The organism is Corallococcus exiguus, from assembly GCF_009909105.1.
Classification (GTDB): domain Bacteria; phylum Myxococcota; class Myxococcia; order Myxococcales; family Myxococcaceae; genus Corallococcus; species Corallococcus exiguus.
Map to the genome: position 1 here is coordinate 938,051 of NZ_JAAAPK010000003.1, position 17,617 is coordinate 955,667.

The 17,617-nt window shown below is 69.0% G+C and carries 9 protein-coding genes; 4 read left to right on the forward strand and 5 right to left on the reverse strand.

The window, feature by feature from the left end; all coding sequences use genetic code 11:
* Positions 1–115: 115 nt before the first annotated feature.
* Positions 116–928 (reverse strand): hypothetical protein, encoded by an 813-nt coding sequence (locus GTZ93_RS15295; protein WP_139920088.1) that lies wholly within the window; start codon positions 926–928, stop codon positions 116–118.
* 224 nt (positions 929–1,152) lie between these two features.
* Between GTZ93_RS15295 and GTZ93_RS15300 the strand changes: the two genes are divergently transcribed.
* Positions 1,153–2,664: an Ig-like domain-containing protein gene (locus GTZ93_RS15300; protein WP_139920086.1), complete on the forward strand. Its 1,512-nt coding sequence runs from the start codon at positions 1,153–1,155 to the stop codon at positions 2,662–2,664.
* Between the two features lie 87 nt (positions 2,665–2,751).
* Here the strand turns inward: GTZ93_RS15300 and GTZ93_RS15305 are convergent, their stop codons facing one another.
* Positions 2,752–4,032, reverse strand: a complete 1,281-nt coding sequence (locus tag GTZ93_RS15305) for a S8 family peptidase (protein ID WP_257979330.1) — start codon at positions 4,030–4,032, stop codon at positions 2,752–2,754.
* A 233-nt stretch (positions 4,033–4,265) separates the two neighbouring features.
* Here GTZ93_RS15305 and GTZ93_RS15310 point away from each other — a divergent pair, with 233 nt between their 5' ends.
* The 3 genes from GTZ93_RS15310 to GTZ93_RS15320 all read left to right on the forward strand — a co-directional run bounded on the left by GTZ93_RS15310 (position 4,266) and on the right by GTZ93_RS15320 (position 9,626).
* The gene (locus GTZ93_RS15310) at positions 4,266–6,200 is read left to right on the forward strand and encodes a M4 family metallopeptidase (protein WP_161662832.1); all 1,935 of its coding nucleotides are present in this window, start codon (positions 4,266–4,268) and stop codon (positions 6,198–6,200) included.
* A 182-nt stretch (positions 6,201–6,382) separates the two neighbouring features.
* Positions 6,383–7,963, forward strand: coding sequence for a hypothetical protein (locus GTZ93_RS15315; RefSeq protein ID WP_139920082.1), 1,581 nt, complete (start codon positions 6,383–6,385; stop codon positions 7,961–7,963).
* 25 nt (positions 7,964–7,988) lie between these two features.
* Entirely contained in the window at positions 7,989–9,626 is a 1,638-nt protein-coding gene (locus tag GTZ93_RS15320) for a hypothetical protein (RefSeq protein WP_139920080.1), read from the forward strand.
* Positions 9,627–9,631: 5 nt separating this feature from the next.
* On the opposite strand, the gene GTZ93_RS15325 is transcribed toward GTZ93_RS15320, so the two are convergent.
* The 3 genes from GTZ93_RS15325 to GTZ93_RS15335 are packed head-to-tail and all read right to left on the reverse strand — an operon-like array spanning position 9,632 to position 17,471.
* Positions 9,632–10,831 (reverse strand): cytochrome P450, encoded by a 1,200-nt coding sequence (locus GTZ93_RS15325; protein ID WP_139920078.1) that lies wholly within the window; start codon positions 10,829–10,831, stop codon positions 9,632–9,634.
* Positions 10,828–12,342, reverse strand: coding sequence for a condensation domain-containing protein (locus GTZ93_RS15330; RefSeq protein WP_139920076.1), 1,515 nt, complete (start codon positions 12,340–12,342; stop codon positions 10,828–10,830). The genes GTZ93_RS15325 and GTZ93_RS15330 overlap by 4 nt, the downstream gene beginning before the upstream one ends.
* Complete coding sequence (locus tag GTZ93_RS15335) at positions 12,339–17,471, reverse strand: non-ribosomal peptide synthetase (protein WP_161662861.1); 5,133 nt, start codon at positions 17,469–17,471, stop codon at positions 12,339–12,341. The genes GTZ93_RS15330 and GTZ93_RS15335 overlap by 4 nt, the downstream gene beginning before the upstream one ends.
* Positions 17,472–17,617 lie beyond the last annotated feature (146 nt).

Below are 17,617 nucleotides of genomic sequence, written 5' to 3' on the forward strand. Positions count from 1 at the left end.
CCGCCCCAGGGGCGAAAGACCTTGGCATCTCCGACTTGTGAGGGCGGCTTGAGCAAGCGTGTACCCGAGCTTTCCCTCTCCGTCTGATGCGCTGTCAGTGTGATCTTGAGCGGGACTACTCCGTCCTCTGCTTCTTGGTCGGGCGCGGGTTCGCGTCCAGTTCCGGCTTCGGGTCGCCCTCGTTGAACGTCTTCGGCCCCCACTTCTGGGTTGTCACGGTGACGGCGTCCTCACCGTAGCCCTGCTTGTTGGCGTAGCGCGAATGGAAGGACTCACCCGTGTTGCCCACCCGGTACATATCCATGGTCGGATAGGTGTTGCGAGCCGTCGCGTCCTTCGTGCCCGCGGTCTGCTCCGAGGTGACGGTCTGCGTTCCGTCCCGCGCTACGACGGGCGCAAAGTGGAAGGGAGACTGTCCTTTTCCAGGCTCCTCCTGCCGGATGATTCCGTAGGCCTCCCCGGGCCGCGGATCCGCGCGGTGATCCACGGTCCGCGGACTCTTTTCCTTTGCTGCCTTCGAAAGGCCCTGATTGTCCGCGTTGGTGTAGCCAAACACCTCCCCCGTCACCTTCTCCTTGCTGGCGAGCGCATAGCGATTTCCCGCGTGTTTCGTGGGCAACGGAGCGCCATGCAGGACCTCCTCTGCGTGATGGGCGCAGTCCCTCACCCCCTTCGGGAGTTGGTAGCGCTCGAACGTGTCCTTGCCCTGGGTATACGTGGTCGGACTCCTGGACGGAGTGTCCCCGACGTGCTGGAACTTGGGGTCCGCGACGCGGGTGTTGACATACAGCGAGGCGCCTTTTTCCTTGGGCACCTTCTTGCCACCCTCCATCGAGCCTTCCGGGTGGATTCCATAGTTCCTGCCGTCGGTCAGCTTGACGCTCGATGGAAGGGGCTTCGTGCTCGGACCGCCAATCTTCGGTGGCATGGAAGAGGCCTCTCGATTTGTCAGCGAATGCAGTCATCTGCTCTACCTCAATGAAGGCAGAGCCATTCGTCATGACGCTGTCAGGGCTGTCCTGGTGCGGCAAGCGCACCCTGGGGCTGCAATCAATGCTCGCCTTGACAGAATACGGTCTGGCGCCTTTTGCCTTACAGTCTTACGGGCTCTCAGAATCCCCATGAGGGTGCCCAACCCCGAGGGGGACGCACATGAAGGTGGTTTCGAAATGGGCCCGCGGCTTGATTGCCGCGCTGGCGGGTGTAGGCGTGTTGGGTGCCGCAAGCTGCGATGCGCTCCAGGACACGCCGGAGAGCCCCCCACCCCACGAGCGCCCGCCGCAGTTCCGACAGGTGACCGCCAACCTCACGTGCGCTTTCCCCATCGTGCCGGAGCGCGAGCTGTTCATCCGAGACCTCGGCGTGGTGAACGACCCCGCGCGCACCCAGTGGTCCGGCATCCTGCCAACGGGCAGCGGCATCGCGGATGGCGCGTGGAGCTTCGGCCGACTGATGGCGCAGATGAGTGGCCCGGTGGCGCCCGAGGACTTCGTGCGCAACTGGCTCGCGCAGTGGGAGACGGGACAGACGGTCAACGGACAGCTCATCTCGGCGCGCTCCTCCATCACTCCGCAGATCATCAATGCCTGGCCGAAGCGGCCGAACGGCAAGCTGGACCTGACGAAATCGCCCATGCGCCTGCTGGCCATCGTCAACCGCGTGGACGTGCGGGACCTCTCGCTGGGCAGCGCGGGCGAGGGACGCTTCGTCTACGGCGTGCTTGACGCGGGCGGCAACCCGCTGCAGTTCACCGTCATCCTCGAATACGACCTGCCCGCGAAGACGCGCATGGACGTGCTCGACTGGGCCAACCGCTGGCACGCGCTGGGTGCACAGACGCCTGGCAGTGCCGCGTTCAACACCGCGCTCCAGGCCATCACCGACCGCTTCACGGCTGGCAACGCCGCGCCAGGCCGCCCCAACGGCAGTGCGCTCAACCAGCTTCGCACCAATGAGATTGCCCTCGCGTCGCCCTGGCAGTTGCGCGAGTTCCATCTGGACGCCGCCACGGGCCTGCTGAAGTCGGACACCGTCGCACTGACCCCTGGCAGGTCGCTGCGCACGAGCAATTCGCTGGCCGCCTTCATCAACGACAACCCGCCCATGATCATCCCCGGCCCGCCCAAGTGGAACCAGAACAGCTTCTACTTCGTGCGTGGCACGCCGACCGTGAGTTGGTCGATCGTCCAGTCGGGCTCGGGGGTGTCCGTGGCGAGGATCTTCCAGGACTCGGTCCTGCTGACCTCGCTGGCCGGGTCAGGCGGCATCAACTACTTCATCCACTGGGACACGAGTGTGCTGAGCGATGGGCGCCACACCATTTCGCTCGAGGCGACGGACCGCGCAGGCAACGTGTCCAGCCACTCGCGATTCGTGGACGTGGACAACACCCCACCCGCCTATCTGGCCATCACCGCCCCCTACAATGGCGCGCAGGTCAGCGGCGTCGTCACGCTCTCCGCGACCGGCAGTGACAACATGGACCTGGCGTCCATCGCCTTCCAGGTGGACGGCACTACGCTGACGCCCTTCGCGACCACCGCGCCGTACACGCGCACGTGGAACTCCACGGGCCTGTCGGGCACGCACACGATTGTCGCCATCGCCTACGACCGCGCAGGCAACTCCGCGCGCAGCGCCCCGGTGACGGTGACCGTGCCCTGACTGCGAGGCACCCGCGCGAAGCAGTGCGCCAGCCACCGCCCCAGGCAGCAGCCACGACCTTCACCGCCCAGGGCAGAATTCGCGTGCCTACTCCCCGCCGTTCCGGACGGTGGGGGCCCGCAGGGGTTCGATGAAGCCCGAGTAGGCCATCCGGTTCGGTGAGCAGCGCCCGGGGTTGGTCACCTTGTCCGGCGTGGCGTTGCCCGTCATGGCGGTGCTGACCTCCTGCGGCGCGGAGCCGGGATGGGCCTCCAGGAAGAGCGCGACGATGCCGGTGACATGCGGGGTGGCCATGGACGTGCCGCTCAGCGTTCGGGTCGCCGTGTCATCGCTGGTCCAGGCCGAAAGGATGCCCTCGCCGGGCGCGAAGACGTCCACGCAGTCGCCATGGTTGGAGAAGGACGCCCGCCGGTCCACGCTGTTGGTGGCCCCCACGGTGATGGCCTCGGCGGTGCGCGCGGGAGAGCGCTTGCACGCGTCCTGGTTCTCGTTGCCCGCCGCCAGCACATACGTCACGCCCAACGCGATGGAGCGGCGCACGGCATCGTCGAGCACCGCGTCCTCCCCGCCGCCCAGGCTCATGTTGGCCACCGCCGGGGACTGGTGGTGTTCGGTCACCCAGTCCACGCCCGCCACCACGCCCGCCGTCGTCCCGGAGCCCTCGCAGTCCAGCACGCGCACGGCGTGCAGCGACGCGCTCTTGGCAATGCCATACACATTTCCGCCCACCGTGGCGGACACGTGGGTGCCATGGCCGTTGCAGTCCACGCCGTTGCGACCGTCGCCGACGGCATCGAAGGCGATGTCCGCCCGCCCGGCGAACTCCTGATGCGTGGGGCGCAGGCCCGTGTCGAGGACGTACACGTGCACGCCCCGGCCCTGCGTCTGGTACAGGTAGACCTGATTGAGCGGCAGGTCGCGCTGGTCGATGCGGTCAATCCCCCACGTCGCGCCGGACTGGCTCTCATCCAGCGTCACCACGGCATTCTGCTGCACGTACTCCACCTCGGACGCGGCGGACATGGCACGGGCCTGCTTCTCGTTCATGCGCGCGGCGAAACCCCGCAGCGCGTGCGCGTACACGTGGAAGGCCTTGCCTCCGAAGCGCTCGGTAAGGCTCCCCGCGACCACCACCGGCGCCGGCGCGACGTCCCCTTCCCGGGGCTCCTTGAGCACGACGACGTACTCACCGGGGACCGGCTTCGCGACCCTGAGGAACTTCTCGCGCGCGGGTGTCTGTATGGACGCAGTGCCACGGCACGGTGTGTCACCGGGCGGCGGTATGGGATTGCCCGTGCTCTGGCACGCCGGCAGCAGGAACAGCACGCAGGCGGACGCGACCGTCCGCGACAGGAGCTTCAGCGACATGGGTCCCCCCCCAGGGGTGGCACTTCCAGCTGGTGAAGTAACGCCTTCTGACCCGAAAAAATGGTTCCTGCCCTCCGGGGCCGCGAAACGTCCGTCACGGGAACTTCAGGTTGGCGCCACCTACAAGCAGGTTGTGGTGCGTCATGCTCTGCCCGCTGCGGCACATCGCGCTCTTTGAGTTCAATGTTTTTCCTTGATTAACGGGTGAGCTGGTTTGGAGCATGGAGCTCACCATGATGACCGCGCATCGACTTCGGGGTCTCACGACCCTTGGCCTCCTGGTTGGCCTTTCGGCCTGCCAGGGAACGGAAGAACACGAGAAGCGCACCGGCGCCGAGCCGGACGCATCCCTGGGCGTCACCATTTCCGAGCTCCAGGTGGTGGGCGCTGACGAGGGCCATGTGCCCACGTTCGCGAATGGGAACTTCGGACAACTCCGGCTCGGCGGGAAGGAGCGGACCGAGGAGGCAGAAGTCAGCGCGCTGCGCCCTTCCCTCCTGGCGGTGAGCAAGGTGTTCCACGCGGACCCCACGGAGCTCGCCTTCCAGCGAGTCGTCACGGATGGCATGGGCGAACGGCACTTCGTCTATGCGCAGCGCAAGCATGGCCGCGAGGTCCTGGGCGCCGCGCTCGTCCTCCACACGAGGAATGACGCCGTCTACGCGGTCCACGGCAACGCTCGCGCGGATCTCGATGCGCCGCGAGCCCCGCGGCTCAGCCCCGAGGACGCCATCGCGGTGGCCAGGAAGGACTCCGCGCGGCTCGACCGGGTCGAGGTCGAGGCGAATCCCCGGATGGCCTACTGGCCGGCGGGTGAAAAGCTGGACCTCGTGTACCGCGTAAACGTGATGGGGCGGAGCCAGGACGGAATGGCGGTGGATGATGACGTCATCATCAACGCCGTGAGCGGGTCGGTCGTGCAGCGGCTGCCGAACATCTACACGCTCAAGAACCGGGCGGTGTACGACGTCAACCACGGCGGCTCCGCGAACCTCCCGGGAACCCTCGTCCGGGCGGAGGGCGGCGCGGCGGTCGCGGACCCCACGGTCAATACCAACTACGACCTGCTCGGGACGACCTACGACTGTTACAAGAATCTCTTCAACCGCGACTCCTATGACGGCGCGGGCTCCAGGCTCGTCAGCTCGGTCCACTACGGCTACAGCTACGCCAACGCGGCGTGGAGCGGCTCGAAGAATCAGATGCTGTACGGGGACGGCGACGGCGTGACGTTCGGCAGCATGGTCAACGCGCTGGACGTGACGGCGCATGAGGTGACCCATGGGCTCACGATCTCCACCTCCAACCTGTTGTACTTCGCCGAGCCCGGTGCCCTGAACGAGTCGATGTCCGACATCATGGGCAGTGTCTGCGAGTGGTACCGGAACGGCCAGGTGGTGAATGCCAACACCTGGAAGTGCGCGGAGGAAATCTATACGCCCTCCACGTCTGGCGATGCCCTCCGCTACATGAACGACCCGCGGCTGGATGGGCAGTCGTTGGACTACTTCGACCAGACCTTCAGCCCGTTCACCGACGTCCACTACAGCTCGGGCATCCCCAACCTGGCGTTCTACCTGCTGTCCCAAGGCGGCCAGCACCCACGGGGCCGCTCCTCCATCGCCGTGCGCGGAATCGGCATCGCCAAGGCGGCCCAGGTCTTCCACCGGGCCAACACGGTGCTGCTGCTTGGCAAGACGATGGCCACGTTCGCCGACGCGAAGCTGGCCACGGAGCAGGCCGCAGCGCAGCTCGGGTACAGCGCGGCCGACATCGCCTCCGTGACCGCCGCCTGGCAGGCCGTGGGCGTGGGGACGCACATCCTCGTCGCTGGCCAGAGCCTCTCGTTGGGACAGTCGATGTCGTCGAACGACCGGCGGTTCTCGCTCGTCCTGCAGAGCGACGGGAGCCTGGTCCTCTGGTTCGGGACGAGCGCCCTGTGGACAGCGAACACCGGAGGCCAGGGAGCGCTGTCAGCCCACATGCAGGACGATGGCAACTTCGTGGTCTACCGCACGAGCACCCCAACAGTCGGCCAGTCTGTCTGGTCCAGCATGAGCTGGGGACATCCGGGCGCCTATCTGATCCTCCAGAACGACGGCAACCTCGTCATCTATGACAAGGACGGCGTCACCCCGCTCTGGAACTCAGAGACCTGGGGGCACTGAAGCAAGGGCCCGGCGGCGCACCCAACCCTCGCGCGCCGCCGGCCTGCCGTCTTGAATTCGGACACGGTGGCCGTGGCAACCCCAGGCGCTCTTCGGCTAGGGTGCTCCCCGTCCCGGGAGCCCATGAGATGTCTTTGAAATCACGTTCGCTGTCTGCCTTTCTCGTTTCTTGGTGTCTGCTCATGGGCTCGGGATGCGAGTCCACTCCGGATGAGCAGCCTCCCCTGTCGGACGCGGGCCCGAGCGTGGATGCGGGAGGCGACGCGGGTCTGGATGCCGGTGTGGACGCGGGGTCGGGTGCGGACGCGGGCCCGGATGCCGGTGTGGACGCGGGGGCCGATGCGGGCCCGGACGACGGGCCCGAGGAGCCCCCGCCGCCGGGCGTTCCGGAGGGCCACACGTTCCTGCGCCCGTCCGCGACGCGCGTTCGCACCGTGGCGTGGACCGACCCCCAGGTCACGCTCCGCTTCGCCTTCCTGGGACAGGTCGGGCGGCACTACGACTTCCTCATCGAGGAGTACCGGCGGCGGATCGTCATGACGTTGAAGGACCCGTCCGGAGCCGTCCTCGAACGCCGGGAAGGCGTCTTCGGGGATTCACCCCTGACCACGCACTGGTCGGGGTTCACCCTGGAGGGCTTCTACACGCTGGAGGTCTCGGTGGCGCCATTCGAGACCACCACCCGGGACCTTGTCTTCCGCTTCGTGGATCAGGGGCCGGACGCTCACGGTGACCTGCTCACCACGGCATCCCCCTGGCTCCCCTCGGAGCAGCCCCTGATGGGGCAGGGGGAGCACCCGGGGGAGCGCGACGTGTTCTCGTTCTCCACCGTGGCGGGCCACGTCTATTCGATGGACTGCGACTTCGCGCACCAGGGCTGGTGGCTGTCCTTCTTTGATCCGGTCCTGAGCTACGCCGTCAGCGAGGTGAGCGGCGCGAACTTCACGGAGCTGCAGGCCTCCACGGCCTTCAAGGCCCCAGCGGAGCGGTTCCTCGCCATGGTCCGGGCCAACAACTCCCTGGTAGCCCCATCCCCTTCCGCCTACCAGTGCCGGCTGAAGGACGAAGGAGCGGAGGACCACGGTGAGCGCATGGAGACCGCGACCGCGCTCGCCGAGGGGACGACCTCCGTCGCGGGGCGGCTCGACTTCCGTACGGACTTCGACGTCTTCGCACTGAGCGTCCAGCCCGGACACCACTACCGCGCGACCTGCGAACCCAGCGCCACGCCGCCCGACTGTCGGGTCCTCGCGGCGGCGCCGGGCGACGATTTCGACGGGTTCGACGACATCGTCCTGGCCTTCAAGCCGGCCGGGACCTCCCACTACGTGGGGGTGCAGGGGGACCGGGTCCTGCGAGCGCGGTGGACGTCCGCCCCCTACACGCTCCGGTTCGAGGACCTGGGCCTGGACGACCACGGCGACACGCGGCAGACCGCGACGCCGCTGACCGGACCGTCGCAGACCGTCACCGTGCACATCTCTGATTTCATCGACGCGGACTACCTCTCCTTCCAGGCCGTCGCCAACGGGCGCTATCGCCTCAGCGGCGACTGGAGGGACACGTCGACCGGGGAGCAGCTGTTCTCAACGCTCTACGATGCGCAGGGGCGCTCCATCCGGGCACCCGGGCAGCACGTCGGCTCGCGCTGGGTGAAGGAGTTCACCCTGCCCACGGCGGGGACCTACTACTTCGCGATGACCGCCTATCTGCAAGAGAACCTCGTCGACCACACGGTCCTCTTCGAGGTCCTGGCCCCCTGACATGACCATTCCAGGAGCCCCTGTCATGAACATGAAGCAGCGGTGGCAGTCCGTCGTCCTCCTGTCCGGCGGGCTCATCCTCGGTGCGGGATGCAATTCCACGCCGGAGCCTCCGCCGCTCGTGCTCGACGCCGGCACGGACGCGGGTGCGGATGCGGGCGTGGACGCCGGTCTGGATGCGGGGAGTGAGCCGCAGCCAGACGCGGGGAACGACGCCTGCGCGGACGACGGGCCGGTCGGGGACCCGGGTGACGCGGGCGTGCCGGATGGCGCCACGCTGCTGACGCCCTCGGACGAAGTGCACACCATCACCTGGCCGCCCGGAGGGGGCGTGCCGGTGCACTTCGCCTTCGTCGCCCGGGGATGTCGGCACTACGACCTCACGGTGGAACCGGGGAGCCTGGGCTACTCGGTGGTCCTGCGGGATGCCGCGGGCACGCGGCTCGACTCCGCCGACCAGTACAGCGACAGCACCAGCTATCCCCCCAGCCCGCGGCACTGGTCCGGGCTGGAGCGCGGCGCCGTGCACACGTTCTATCTGCTCCCGCTCAACAGCCACCCCCGCGTGCCGTTCCAGTTCCGCCTGGTGGACCGCGGGCCGGACGACCACGGGGACCTGCTCCTCCGGGCGACGCCTTGGACGCCGTCGGAGAAGCCCTTCACGGGCTACGGCGAGCACTGGCGCGAGAGGGATCTGCTGTCGTTCGAGACCACCGTGGACCACGTCTACGCGCTCGGCTGCGCCTTCCCGAATCCCTCCTGGGAGCTGCGGTTCCTCAACGGCCAGGAGAAGTCCCAAGGCGTCGCGTATGACGTCAACGACCGGGAGACCGAAGGCGAAGCCCGCATCAAATCCCTGGGGGGCATCTCCTATGCCTCCATCCAGGCCAACTCCTTCTCCGAGTCGCCCCGTCCCTACACCTGCGTGCTGAACGACCTGGGGCGGGAGGACCACGGGGGCACTCCGGAAGCGGCCACCCCGGTCCCGGCGGGCACCGCGTCCGTGCAGGGGAAGATCGAGGTGCAAGGAGACCGGGACGTCTTCGCCCTCTCCGTCCAGCCCGGGCACCACTACCGGGTGTCCTTCGCCCTCACGGGGCAGAGCCAGGGTGCGATCCAGGACGCGGCGCCGGGGGGCCCGTTCGGTACCCATCCCGCTGCCGCGGGCCTCCCCACCTCGACGTCCTTCAAGGCGTCCCAGGCGACGCACTCCGTGGCGATGACGGGCACGCCCGCGCTTGAAGCGAAGTACGTGACGGGGAACTACACGCTCCAGGTGGACGACCAGGGCCTGGACGACCACGGGGACACCCTGGACACGGCGACGCCCATCCCGGACGGTCCCCAGACGCTGTCCTTCCGGATCGCCAACGTCATCGACCACGACGTCTACACGTTCCAAGCCATCGCCGGACGTCGCTACCAGCTCGACTGCCCGTGGAAGGTGTCGGGCGCGAAGCACCGGCCGGATGTGGTCTTCCTCGACGCGAAGGGGGCGGTCCAGGCGTCAACCCTGGAGGATCGGGAGGACGTGCGCTGGCGGGATGTCTTCACCGCGCCCCAGAGCGCCACCTACGCGCTCGAGTTCTGGACGGACTTCATCACGTCACCGGAGACGGTGCTGGGCGACATGGACTGTCGCTTCGAGGCCCTGGCCCCCTGATGCGCCTACCAGGTGACGGGCAGTTCGTGCACGCCGAGCAGGTTCTCATCCTTCTTGAAGCGGATCTCCTCCGGTGGCACGGCCAGCCGCAGCGTGGGGATGCGGTGAAAGAGCGTCTTGAAGACCACCTCGAACTCGATGAGCGACAGCGCCCGCCCCGTGCACAGGTGGATGCCATGGCCGAAGGCGAAGTGACGGTGCACCTCGCGTTGGAGGTCCAGCCGGTCCGGATCCTCGAAGACCGTCTCATCGCGGTTGGCTGAATCCGGCTGGGCGAGGATGCCTTCACCGGCGCGGATGAGCTGGCCGCCAATGGTGACATCCACCGTGGCCACGCGTTGCCGGCCCAGGTGCGAGACGTTGACGAAGCGCAGGAGCTCCTGGACGGCCGCGGTGATGGCCGCCGGGTCCTCCATCGCGCGGAACCTGGCCAGCTGCTCCGGGTCGAGCAGCAGCGCCAGCGTGCCCAGGCCGAACATGTACGCGGGCGGCCCGTGGCCCGCGTAGAACAGCGCATGGAACATGGCGGCGGCATCCGGGGCGCTCAGCTTGCCCGTCGCCACCTGCTCGGACACGACGCGACCGATGAGCGTGTCCGTGGGCTCACGCAGGTTCGCCTCCACCAGCGCCAGGAAGACGTCATCCAGTCCGGCCAGGGCCGCCGTCGCCTCTTCGCGTGACGAGGCCCGGGAGCCGATGGTCCGACTGAGGACGTGCAGGCGCTCCGCGCCGTCATGGGGCACCCCGAGCAGGTCGCATATGACGCGGATGGCGACGGGCAGCGCGAACGCGGCCATCAGGTCCACCGGATGCGGGCCCGCCAGCATCGCGTCGAGCGCCTCATCCACGGTGCGCTGGATTCGCGGCCGCAGGGCCTCCATCCGCCGGGGCAGGAACTCCTGCACGAGCATGGCCCGCTGCACCCGGTACTCCGCGTCCGGGCGAAAGAAGAAAGGCAGGGTCCGCTCCTGCCGGGCCGCCGAGGAGGCGGAGATGTGCGGGAACCCTGGCAGCGTGGAGTCCAGGACCATCCGGGTATCGCTCAGGACCGCGAGCACGTCCTGATAGCGACTGATCAACCATGCCGTGTTGCCGTTGAACAGCCGGACCGGACACACCGGGGCCTCCTGCCTCAACCGCTTGTAGTCGGCGGGAGGCTCCAACGGATGCTGCCAGTCCTTGGGAAACGGATAGGAATTGCTCATCGGGAAGCTCCTGTTCGTGTCAGCAGGGCTGCGGCGCCCGCCACGGTGGGATGCTGATACAGCTCACGCAATCCCAGGTCCCGGTCCAGCTCGGTCCGGACCCGGGCCGCGATTTCAATCAGCTGAAGGGAATGGCCGCCGAGCCGGAAGAAGTCGTCGTACGGTTCGACCGAAGCGACCTTCAGCACGTCGGCGAAGATGCGGGCCAGGTGTGCCTCCGTCGCGGTCCGGGACGGACGCAGGCTCGTCACGCGTGCGTCGGGGCTCAAGGTCCGCAGGACCTCTTCGTAGGCCTCCAGCAGACCTTCGATGAACGCGAGGTCGAAAAGACTCTCATCGAATTCGGCCCACACCGTGCACAGGCCGTCGGAGCGCTCCTCGACCCGCAGGGTGAGCTCGAACTTCGCGGAGGGGAGGTCCAACAACAGCTCCGTCACCTCGCAGCCGTGCAGGGCCAGCGCTCCCGCCGTGTGGGGCGGATGGTAGGCGAAGTTCACCTGGACCACCGGAGACCGCGTGGGGTCCCTGGGAGGCGACAGGTCCTCGACGAGTTGCTCGAAGGGCAGGTCCTTGTGGGCGTATGCGTCCGCGCTGGAAGCGGCCACCCTCGTGAGCAACTGGCGGAAATCGGGGTCGCCGCGCAGGTCCACCTCCAGCACGACGGTGTTGACGAAGAACCCGAGCACGCGCTCGACCTCGGGCAGGTCCCGGTTGGCCACGGCCAGCCCCAGCAACACCCGCTCACGTCCCGCACGCTGACCGAGCACGAGGCCACACGCGGCGGCCAGCACCGTGAACACCGTCTGTCTTTCAGCGCTCGCGAGGGCGTGCACGGACCGGACAATGGCGGCGGGCAGCACGCGATGCGCACGGCGCCCCTGGCCCAGCGCGGGACGCGGGGCGACCAGTTCCAGGAAGAAGGGGACGCCGGACAGCCGCTCACGCCACCAGCGCGACAGGGACTCGCGCCTTGAAGCGGTGAGCTGTTCGCGCTGCCACGCGGACCAGTCCACGTACTGCACAGGCAGTTCGGACAGGCCCGTGGGTTCGCCCAGGACCGCCGCGCGGTAGGCGACGGCCAGGTCCTCGGAGAAGACCTGAAGCGACCCGCCGTCCGCCACGAGCAGGTGCAGCGCGAAGACCAGGAAGTGCGTCCGGGGCTCCAGCCGGAGCACGGCGAGCCGCAGCAGCGGTCCGTGCTCCACGTCGAACGGACGGGCCGCCTCTGCTTGCGCGTGGCGCAGGGCCTCGGCTTCGGTCGCCACGTCCACGACGTGGAGAGGTGCCTGCCCAGCCGGCGAGAGGTGCTGCCGCGTTCCCAGGGGGAAGACAGTCCGCAGTGGTTCGTGCCGGGCCACCAGCACGTCCAGGGCCTCCCGCAGGGCTCGCAGGTCCAGCGGCCCCACCACACGGTGGCAGCGGACCGTGGCGTGGGCCGCGCCGGTGGGGTCCATCCGGTGCAGGAAGCACAACCGCTGCTGGGCGAAGGACATCGGAAACGCGGTCGTCATGCGCGCGGCAATCGCTTGATGGTGGTGGAGGCGGCCGGCGCCACGGTGAGCGCGGCGGCCAGTTGCGCGACGGTGGGTCCCATGAGGATGGTCGCGAGCCCGACCTCGCGCCCCATCATCCGGCTCAGCCGCGAGGCCAGCCGCATCGCCTGCAAGGAATGCATGCCCAGCGCGAGCAGGCTCTCGTGGACATCCACCCGGGTCACGCCCAGCAACTCCGCGACCACCGCCGCGATGCGGACCTCGGTTTCGGTCCTGGGCGCCGTGAAGGGCGCTTCCGGACTCCGTGGGGCCGTGGTGGGCAGCAGGGAGCGGTCCACCTTTCCGTGCGGGGTCAACGGCCACGCCTCCAGGACCACGACCTCCGAGGGCACTAGGTGTCCTGGCAGCCTGCGCGCCAGGTCCTCGCGCACGGCCTGCGCGGCCACCGCGACTCCCGGCTCGGCCACCACGTAGCCCACGAGGCGGGGCTCCTCCGCGCGCGAGTCGATGACCGCGAGGGTGTCCGCCACGCCGGGATGTTCGGCCAGGGCTGCGCGCACCTCCGCCAGCTCCACCCGGAAGCCCCGGACCTTCACCTGCTCATCGCGGCGGCCCAGGAACTCGATGATGCCTCCCGGAAGCCACCGGCCCAGGTCTCCGCTGCGGTAGAGCCGCCCGCCAGGATGCGCCGCGAGCGGATCCGGCACGAACCGCTCCGCGGTGAGCTCCGGCCTGCCCCGGTACCCCCGCGCGAGACCGTCCCCTCCGATGCAGATCTCCCCCGCTGCGCCCGGCGGCGCCACCTGCCCGGCCGCATCGAGCACGACGACGTGGGCATTGAACAGCGCCCGGCCGATGGGCACGTTCGGAGACTCGGGATCATGCCCTTCGTCGAGTTTGTAGGCGCTGGCCATGACGGTGGCCTCCGTGGGGCCATAGGCGTTCGTCAGCTTCGTGAAGCCCGCTCGCTGAAGCGTGCGGAACGCCTCCGGGGGAAAGGCCTCCCCGCCCACCATCACCCGATCCAGCGCGGCGAAGGACTCCGGGGACTCCGCCGCCAACCGGGGCAACACCACGGGGGGAATCACCGCATGCGTGATGCGCTCCTCGATGAGGCACCGGGCCAGCGTGGGCACGTCCCAGACCGGCGGCAGGAAGTGGACCGCGGCGCCGTTCAACAGCGCACCCCAGACCTCCAGCACCGAGACATCGAAGGAGACCGACGCCATCGCCAGCATCGTCTTGCCCGGTCCCAGGTCCTCGGCCAGGGCCGTGCGGTGCAGGAGCGACACGACCGAGCGGTGTTCGATTTGAACGCCCTTGGGCTTGCCGGTCGAACCGGAGGTGTAGAGGACGTAGGCCAGGTCCGACGGGCTCCCCGAGGGCAACGGCGGACCGGACTTCGGCGGAAGGTCATCCAGCACGACGGTGGGGAGGCTGGTGAGCCGGTCCGTCAGCGCCGCCGTGGTGACCAGGGCGTGGGCCCCGGCGTCCTGGACGAGCGACTCCAGGTAGGCCGGTGGTGCCTTCGGATCCAACGAGAGGAAGGCCGCCCCCGCCATGAGGCTCCCCAGCTGGGCCACGACCAGCTCCGCCGAGCGGTGGATGCACACCGCCACCAGCGCCCCCCGGCCAACACCCAGGCCTCGCAGGTGGTGCGCCAGGGTCTCCGCCCTGCGTGTCAGTGCCTCGTACGTCAGCACGGAAGCACCCGCCTTCACCGCCGGAGCGTCGGGCGAGAGCCGGGTCCAGTGCGCCAGCAGCTCATGCACCCGATACGAGGGAGCCTCCGTCCTGGCGCCCACGCTGACGAGCGCGCGCTGTTGCGCTTCGTTCATCAAGGCCAGCCGGGACACGCGGGTGTCCGGCGCGGCGGTGATGGAGCGCAGCAGCTGCTGGTACGCGGACAGCATGCCGGTGACGAAGAAGTCCTCGAAGAGGTCGGAGTCGAACTCCCACGAGAGCAGGATGCCGCTCAGGGAGGATCGGGGACTGGAGCGCACGGTGCTGTCGGAGCGGGGAATGGTCACCAGGTCCCCGGCGAAACGGCTGATGTGTCCCGGTTCGGCGTAGAGGGGCACCGCGACGACGGACAGCTCGAACTTGGCGGAGCCGTTGCTCAGGCCCTCGACGATGGTGACGTCGAGCGGGGATGCGTCGAGCGAGCCCACCGACGAGTCATGGAAGTTGAACATCGTCTGGATCAACGGATTGAGCCCGCCCTGAAGCCGCGCGGGTGACTCCGCGAAGATGTGCTCGTACGGCAGCTCCTGGTGGTCGAAGACCTCCAGCGTGTTGCGCCGCACCCGCGCCAGGAACTCCGTGAAGGTGGGGTCCTCGTGCAGCTGTCCGCGCAGCACCACCGTGTTGACGAGCATGCCCAGCAGGCTCTCCGTGTCCTGCCAGCGCCGGTTCGCGACCGCGGTTCCGACGAGGAGGTCCCGCGAGCCGGTGTAGCGGTGCAACAGGACGAAGAACGCCGCGAGGAGCGTGGTGAAGAGGGACGTGTGGTTGCGGTCCGCCAGGTCCTGCAACCGGCGCGCGAGCTCCGCGTCCAGCTCCATCCGAGGCGCCACCCCACGGAAGCGCCGGGTCCCGGACAACGCGCGGCGCGGGAGCTGGAGCTGCGTCTGCGCGCCCTCCAGGGCCTTGCGCCAGAAGCGGCGCTGCGCGTTCGCGGCCTCCGTGCCCACCCACTCCCGCTGCCAGCGCGCGTAGTCGTAGTACTGCACGGACAGCGGAGGGCGGTGCACCTGTCCGTGGCGCACGTGGTCGGCGTAGCCGTTGAGCAGCTCGCGGACGAAGACGTTGAACGACCAGCCGTCATGCACCACGTGGTGCTCGACGTGCACGAAGAGGTGCTCTTCTTCGCCCACCTTCAGGAGCCGCCAGCGGAACGGCCGGCCCTCCGCCAACACGAAGTGCGTCTGGACCGCCTCGCGAACCGCCTCGCCCACCCGCGCTTCCAGCACGGCCTCGCCCACGCCGCTGAAGTCCTGGAGCGGCACCTCCACCGCCCAGGGCGGCTCCAGCTCACAGCGCAGCTCTCCATCCACCTCGGGGAAGCGGGTGCGCATCACGTCGTGGCGGCGGACGATGTCCGTGAGGCTCGCGTGCAGCGCGGTGATGTCCAGGGCCCCCGCCAGCCGGAAGACGGCTTGCGTGTGGTAGGCCCGCGCGTCCGGGTTGAGCTTGTGCATCAACCACACGCGCTCCTGGCCAAACGACGGAGCGATGGCGGCCCCCGCTTCGCCTCCGCGAGGGCCCAGGTCCACCCCACCCTGCCCCTGCTTCAAGCCGGCCGCGAGCTGGGCGACCGTGGGCGACTGGAGCACCGCGCTCAACTCCAGCTGCGCGCCCAGGACGCGGCGCACCCGGGCGACGAGCTGGGTCGCGAACAGCGAGTGCCCGCCCAGTTCGAACAGGTCGTCATGCCGCCCCACCCGCTCCATCCCGAGCAGCGCCGCCGCGATGGCCGCCAGGGCCTCTTCGGCGGGGGATTCCGGCGGCTGGTAGCCGGTCCGCTCCATCCGCTGGGGACGGGGCAGCCGGGCCCGGTCCACCTTGCCGCTCGTGTTCAGCGGCCACGCGTCCACGACCACCATCACGTCCGGCACCAGATAGCCGGGCAGCCGGCGGCGCAGCTCCGCGCGCACCGCGTCGCCTGACAGCACCGCTCCGGCGACCGGCATCACGTAGCCCAGCAGCCGCTCCCCCGTGCCATCGACGAGCGCCACCGCGTCCCGCACGTCCGGCAGCGCGGCCAGGGCTGCCTCCACCTGACCCAGTTCGATTCGCGCGCCGCGGATCTTCACCTGGTCGTCGCGGCGGCCCAGGAACTCCAGCGTGCCGTCCGGCAGCCACCGGCCCAGGTCGCCACTGCGGTACAGCCGTCCTCCCGGCAGCGGGCCGAACGCATCCGGAATGAACCGCTCGGCGGTGAGGCCCGGCAGGCCCAGGTAACCGCGTCCGACCCCGTCGCCTCCGAAGCACAGCTCACCCGGGACTCCGTCAGGGACGGGGTGCAGGTGCTCATCGAGCAGGACCACGTGGTAGTTCGAGATGGGGCGGCCAATGGGCACGCGCTCGCCGTCCACGGAGCGCACGGCCTGGAGCGTGCTGGCCACCGTCACCTCCGTGGGGCCATAGCCGTTGATGAAGCGGTGCTGCGAGCCCCACTGCCGGACGGTCTCCGGCAAGCACACGTCCCCCACGCTCATCAGCATCTGGAGGTCGGGGAAGCCCCCCGGTCGCAGCGTGCGCAGGACCGTCGCGGGCAGCACCGCGTGGGTGATGCGGCGACGCACCAGCACCTGGGCCAGCGGCTCGCCGGAGAGCTGTGCCGCATCCAGGGTCTCCAGCCGCCCGCCGTTGGGCAGCGCCAGGAGGACGTCGAACAGGGACGCGTCGAACGACGGGTGGAAGAACTGGAGCGCGCGCGTGTCCGGCCCCAACGCGCCCAGGAAGTCCCGCTGGGCGTGCAGGAGGTTGGCGACCCCGCGATGCTCGCTCATCACCAGCTTGGGCTCACCCGTCGAACCGGACGTGCAGATGATGTACGCGAGGTCCTCCGGAACGAGCACCGCGTCGTCCTCCCGCGACGCGATGGAGCCCACTTCGGCCCCTGCATCCAGGAAGGGGACCCCTGGCACCGCGCTGTCCGGCGAGAAACCGACCACGAGCGCCGCACCGACCCTGCGAACGATGTCCTCCCGCCAGGCCCGCGGATGCGATGGCGACAGCGGAAGGTAGGCCGCGCCCACCCTCCAGACCGCGAGCGCGAGCTCAACGAAGGCAGGGCCCCGGTCCAGCACGAGCGTGACCACGTCACCCCGCCCGATACCGCGGGCCCGCAGGTTCGAGGCCAGGGCGCGGGTGCGCGCGTCCAGTCGCGCATAGGTTGTTTCAGTGGTCCCGTCCGCGAGCGCCACGCGGTCCGCGTGCAGCCGGCATTGCTCCACGATGACGTCCACCACCGAGCGCCATGGACCGTGGTCGACCCGGGAGTCCGGCACGCGCGCGGCCACGTCCCCACCCTCCCGCGCCACCGCTGTGTTCCGGCCTTCCAGCGCCCAGGGGCTCTTGCGCCGAAGGCTGGCGAGCAGGCGTTCGTATTCGGTGCCGGTGACCCGGGAGGAAGGGGGCATGGAGGTCAAGCGAGGGCTCCTGGTGCAATGACTTTCACCTCGGCTCTCCGCGCGGAGGCTCACCGCCCGGCAGCCCGGTGCCCCGGACCTCTAGCACGCGAAAATGCATCGCGGTGTCCCCATGAGCGCATGAGTCGGCCCCGAAG